5 protein-coding genes and 1 pseudogene are annotated in these 4,912 nt (G+C 70.4%); 4 read left to right on the top strand and 2 right to left on the bottom strand.

Annotated features, from left to right (window positions below):
* Nucleotides 1-165: 165 nt before the first annotated feature.
* The 3 genes from ACRX5S_RS30545 to ACRX5S_RS30535 all read left to right on the top strand — a co-directional run bounded on the left by ACRX5S_RS30545 (nucleotide 166) and on the right by ACRX5S_RS30535 (nucleotide 1,960).
* Nucleotides 166-549, top strand: coding sequence for a cupredoxin domain-containing protein (locus ACRX5S_RS30545; protein ID WP_436776388.1), 384 nt, complete (start codon nucleotides 166-168; stop codon nucleotides 547-549).
* A 67-nt stretch (nucleotides 550-616) separates the two neighbouring features.
* Complete coding sequence (locus ACRX5S_RS30540; protein ID WP_436776387.1) at nucleotides 617-1,054, top strand: hypothetical protein; 438 nt, start codon at nucleotides 617-619, stop codon at nucleotides 1,052-1,054.
* Nucleotides 1,055-1,360: 306 nt separating this feature from the next.
* A complete protein-coding gene (locus ACRX5S_RS30535) occupies nucleotides 1,361-1,960 on the top strand; it encodes an alpha/beta fold hydrolase (protein WP_436776386.1) in 600 nt (199 codons plus the stop codon).
* A gap of 495 nt (nucleotides 1,961-2,455) precedes the next feature.
* Here the strand turns inward: ACRX5S_RS30535 and ACRX5S_RS30530 are convergent, their stop codons facing one another.
* Together ACRX5S_RS30530 and ACRX5S_RS30525 are read right to left on the bottom strand one after the other, a co-directional pair.
* Nucleotides 2,456-2,683, bottom strand: a complete 228-nt coding sequence (locus ACRX5S_RS30530; RefSeq protein WP_436776480.1) for a hypothetical protein — start codon at nucleotides 2,681-2,683, stop codon at nucleotides 2,456-2,458.
* 203 nt (nucleotides 2,684-2,886) lie between these two features.
* Nucleotides 2,887-3,249 (bottom strand): annotated as a pseudogene (locus tag ACRX5S_RS30525) (alpha/beta hydrolase); the annotation flags it as partial.
* Between the two features lie 280 nt (nucleotides 3,250-3,529).
* Between ACRX5S_RS30525 and ACRX5S_RS30520 the strand changes: the two are divergent.
* A complete protein-coding gene (locus ACRX5S_RS30520) occupies nucleotides 3,530-4,834 on the top strand; it encodes an ABC transporter substrate-binding protein (RefSeq protein WP_436776385.1) in 1,305 nt (434 codons plus the stop codon).
* Nucleotides 4,835-4,912 lie beyond the last annotated feature (78 nt).

The following is a 4,912-nucleotide window of genomic DNA, read 5'->3' as shown; positions in this document are numbered from 1 at the left end:
CCCGGGCGGTCATCCGGGTGGGCGGCCGCCGTACGCCAACCGGCCGCCCACCCGGGCGAGCACACCGCTGCGCGCAACCGACGTGCCCAACTCATTATCGAGGTCCGTGTGAACCGCAGGACGCCCCGCTCTGCGAATCGTCGACGCAGCAAGATGATGGGGCTCATGGTCCCGGCACTGCTGGTGCTGACGACCGCCTGCTCCGGCTCTTCCGAATCATCGGACGGCTCCTCCATGAGCCCTACGGCTCCGCCGTCCACCAGCCCCGGCAGCGTCGCCGCGCCACCCGCGACAGGCCAAGTCGTCCTGACCATCTCACAGTTCGACTTCGCACCCAAGCCCCTCGCCGTCGCACCGGCAGCGGTCGTCACCGTCGTCAACAAGGACGACTCGCCGCACACCGCCACCGCGGTCAAGGACAAAGCCTTCAACACCGGCACCATCGAAGGCGGCCAGACCGGCAGCTTCACCGCCCCCACCACCCCCGGCACCTACGACTACCTGTGCACCATCCACCAGTTCATGACCGGCACCCTCATCGTCCGCTGAAAGACGCTCTTCCCACCAGGACACCGCCGGACCGCCCCCTCAGCAGCCACCACGTCCGGGACCCACGATGACCCCACGCGCGTGCGCCAACCCGCGCTGCGGACGCCCCCTCCCCGCCCACGCCCCCGCCACCCAGCGGCACTGCTCGGCCGCCTGCCGCCAGGCGCGCCACCGCGAACGCGGCCGACCCACCCCCAACGACCGGCAACGCGCGGCCCTCGCACAGCACTTCCGCGCAACCGCCGAACTCCTGGCCGCCGCAGCCAACAACGCCGCAACGGCAGGCCCCGAAGCACTCAGCGCACACGTCCCCGCCCTCGCCGCGCTCCTGGACACCCTCACCGTCACCGCAGTCGCCCACGACCGCGAACACGGCGACAGCTGGCCCGTCATCGCCGCCCGACTCCACCTCGAACCCGAAACCGCCCGCCGCCGCCACGTCAACAAGCGCCACCGCGCCGCAGACCTCCCACCACAGGCCACCGGCACCGCCACGCGCACGTGAAGCGCCCGGACCGGCCCGTATACCCGCTTACGCGCGTCACCCAAGCTCAGGCCCCACCGGGCCGCCCACGCCTATCAGATCCTTGCCGACAAGTCCCTGCACTATCTCGCGGACCGCGGCCGCACTCTCACGCAGCCGCGCAGGAACCGAGCTCGCACGCGGCGACGGACAATCAGGGCGTCCAATCCCCCCGCCGGCCTGTGACGAACGAAGGGCATGTATTTGCGACGCTCGGCAACGCCCGTCCCCGTCCCGGCCACACCCCGGTTGTCACTCACTCCGCCCGACTGCATAGTGCCGCCACGCATGGTGCTGCTGGTCCTGCCGGGAGGCCGGTCGCGCGGCAGGAGTCTGGCGTCGCGGCGTGACCCGGCCTATTTGCGCATGGCCGTGATGGCGCGGACGCTGCGCCGTCGCTTGGCGTCGGACGGTGTCGCGGTGGCGCTGCTGCGCTACCGGCTGCGGGGGTGGAACGGTGACCGGGCCGATCCGGTGCACGACACACGGTGGGCGTTGGAGGCACTGCGAAGCCGCTTCCCGTCCGTGCCGGTGATCCTCGTCGGACATTCCATGGGAGCCAGAGCGGCCCTCTGGGTGGCGGACCACCCGTCCGTGGCAGCTGTCTGTGCGCTCGCCCCCTGGACCCCGGCGGGCGACCCGGTACGTCAACTCGCGAAGCGTGCGGTGCTCATCGTCCACGGCCTTGGCGACCGGCGCACCGCGCCGGAGGCGTCGCGTATGTACGCGGCCCGGGCGATGGCGGCCGGCCACGACATCCATCGAATCGAACTCGCCCGCCAGGGCCACGCCATGCTGCGAGGCCACCGGGCATGGGACAAGATTGTGCTGGAGTTCGCCACCGGGCAACTGCCCGCGAAGCCCCGCCTCGGGAGCGCACCGGAGTGAGGAGCCCGTCCGCGCGGCTTGTTCGGATGGTTCGTCGGGCCCGTTCGACCGCCGGTGCTGCCGCGGCAACAGATCTGACGGCGGTCCGCGCGCTCCGGATCCCCGCTGCGCGTGACCGCGGCGCCGGCGGTTCCGGGAAGCGCTCCAGCGACGGTGCCGGTGGTCCTGGGAAGGTGAAGGCGCCGCTGCCGACGCGCGCAGCGTCCGGGGCAGGCACGGTACGGCCCGTGCGCATGGAGTCTCCCCGAGGAACGCGCGGTTGGCGGTCACCGCTATCCCAGCGTTACAACGCCAGCCGACCGTCGCGCGGCGCGGTGTGTCGCACAGACATCACCCGAACGAAACGAGTAATGACATAAGCAACTGGGGGCACATCGCTTTGGTTCAGAGAACCGACCGGCCCGAAGCTGATCGCCCCGCTCCAGAACGGTCGGGCCACAGGTGCTCCCGGGGGTCGGACGGCCCCGAGCCACTCCCATGGTCCCACCCGGACGATCATGGCGCCGGATGGTCGTCCTTGCCGCGGGCGGCCTTGCGCAGTGCCCAGCTCGTCGTCGGCCGTTGGTCGGGGGCGACGTCCGTGTCGATCGTCCGCCTCAGTGCCAGGACCGCCTCGCGTTCACGGTCGCACAGTCCGGCCCACTGCACCGACTCCTCCTGCGACAGCCGTCCGTGCCGGTGCAGTGTCGCGAAGGTCCGCACCGCGTCCTGCGCCTCGAACACCTTCCGTTGCAGGTCGACCAGGTGGGACGGAGCGGGCGGCGCGCATCGGACATGGGAAAAGCGTATGAACCGGGCATCGTTATCCCCGGTGGGACACGCCCTCGCAGTGCCCGGCGATGGGGATGGCCTGCGAGGACGGCACCGCTTGCCGCTCCTCCACGGCGATGACGGACACGCGGCCGGCACCAGGGACGACGGCGACGCGGTTGTCGAAGCCGAGTTGCCGAGTCCTCCAGCGCCACCGGGTACGCGAACTCCGGTGCGAGCCGGTACTCCACCGACACCACGACGCAGTCAGCGACCGCGGCCGGCGTTCCGCACCACGGGTCAAACCGGTCGACCGATCCGAGCCACCACGCGCCGCCGTGCAGGAACACGTGGCCGCGGCGACCGGACGCGGGCGCGTCGCCTGGTGGCGTGTACACACGCACCAGGACGCGATCCGGGAAGGGTACGCGCACCGGCACCTCCTCGTCGCGCAGTTCGGCCCCGGTCGGGACCGGCTCGGCGTAGGGGGCGTTGCGCGCCGCGGTTCGGCTCGGTTCGCGTACCGCCGCGGGCGGCATGTCGGGCGGGAGCAGCGCCGCCGCCTCGGTCATGGCCTGCACGATCGGCAGCAGCGCGGCCAGTACGGGCATATGGCCTCCCGGGGCACACGTCGTCTTCCGAGGGACGCGAAGCCCACGGATGGCTATGTACGTTAGAACATTGTCAGACACCTCGATAGCCCATTGACTTGTGATTATTCCGGCCTGATCCTGTCCTGTGCTAAATGCCTTGGACCTTAGCTGAGTCTTCTCCGCCCTTGGAGTAGGACATCCTCGCCCCGCCGGAAAGGCACGTCGCATGCGCCTGGCCAGATCCACCCGTAACCACGTCCGTATCCGCCTTCTCGCCTGCGCCGCTGCGCTTCTCGCCGCGGTGTCCGCCTGTACGGTCGAGGACAACAAGGCCGACTCGGCCTCGTCCGCCGGTCCGTCCGCGGCCTCCACGGCCTCCCCGGGTGTCACGTCCGACACCATCGAACTCGGCATCGCCTATCCGGACTTCTCCAGCGTGCAGCAGTTCGTGGCCATCGATCAGGGGGACTACGAGGCCACCTACAACGCGCTCATCAAGAAGATCAACGACGCCGGCGGCATCCACGGCCGCAAGATCGTGCCGGTCTACGGCAAGGCCAACCTCATATCGCCCACCGCCGCACAGCAGACCTGCGTCGAACTCACCGAGGACAAGGACGTCTTCGCCGTGCTGGCGGTAGCCGTTCGGGAAGACCAGGCCCTGTGCTACACGGACACCCATCGGACGGCGATGGTGGGCTGGTCCCAGTCCAAGGCGTCGGCCGCCCGGGCGCGGGCCCCGTGGTTCACCTACTACGTCGGCGACGACTCGCCCGTCGGCGGTATGGAAGTCTTCGCGGCACGCGGCGACTTCGCCGGTCGCAAGGTGGCCGTCGTCGCCAACGCCACGGAGAAGACCTCGGTCGACAAGCATGTCCTGCCGGCCCTGCAACGCCTCGGCGTCACCCCGGTCACCACCGGGTACATGCCGGCGAGCGCGGGCGACGCCGCCGCCTACGCACAGCAGGCGGGCGTGTTCCTCCAGAAGGCCCAGGCCGAGGGCGCCGACACGCTGCTGCTCGTCGGCCCCATATCCATGACGCTCCCGCAGATTCTGGAGAAGGCCGCCTGGCGTCCGAAGCTGCTGTTCACCATCGCCCCGACGGCGTATCTGGCCGACAAGGGCACGCACGACTTCGGCATCCTGGACGGCTCGGTCGCGGCCACCCAGGTCCAGGACTGGAACGACCCCGCGATGCAGGATTGCGTACGGACGGTCGAACAGGCCATCCCCGCACTCACCGGCAAACTCGCGGACCCCGCCACCGTGCCGTCGGGGCAACCGCAGCCCGGCGCCTCGGTCGCAGCCGCGTGCCAGACCCTGGCGCTGTTCACCGCCCTCGCCGACAAGGCCGGACCGCAACTGAACTACGGGACCTTCCAGCAGGCCGGCTTCGAGCTCGGCCGCCTGCACATCCCCGGCCTGCGCGACGATGCCACGTACGGGCCGCAGACCACCAACGGCGCCATCCCCATCCGCCCCTTGACCTACGACCCGGTCGCCAGGCGTTACGTCCCTGCCCCTGTCTGAGAGTCTTGTCCTGAAAGTCTCGTCCCCAACGCCCCGCTGCCGCCCGGCCTCGTCGAGACCGAGGTCGGGCGGCAGGGT

It is taken from the genome of Yinghuangia sp. YIM S09857 (assembly GCF_051388915.1).
Classification (GTDB): Bacteria; Actinomycetota; Actinomycetes; order Streptomycetales; family Streptomycetaceae; genus Yinghuangia.
Note: the sequence above shows the minus strand (reverse complement) of the source record. Positions and strands in the feature narration are given on the sequence as shown.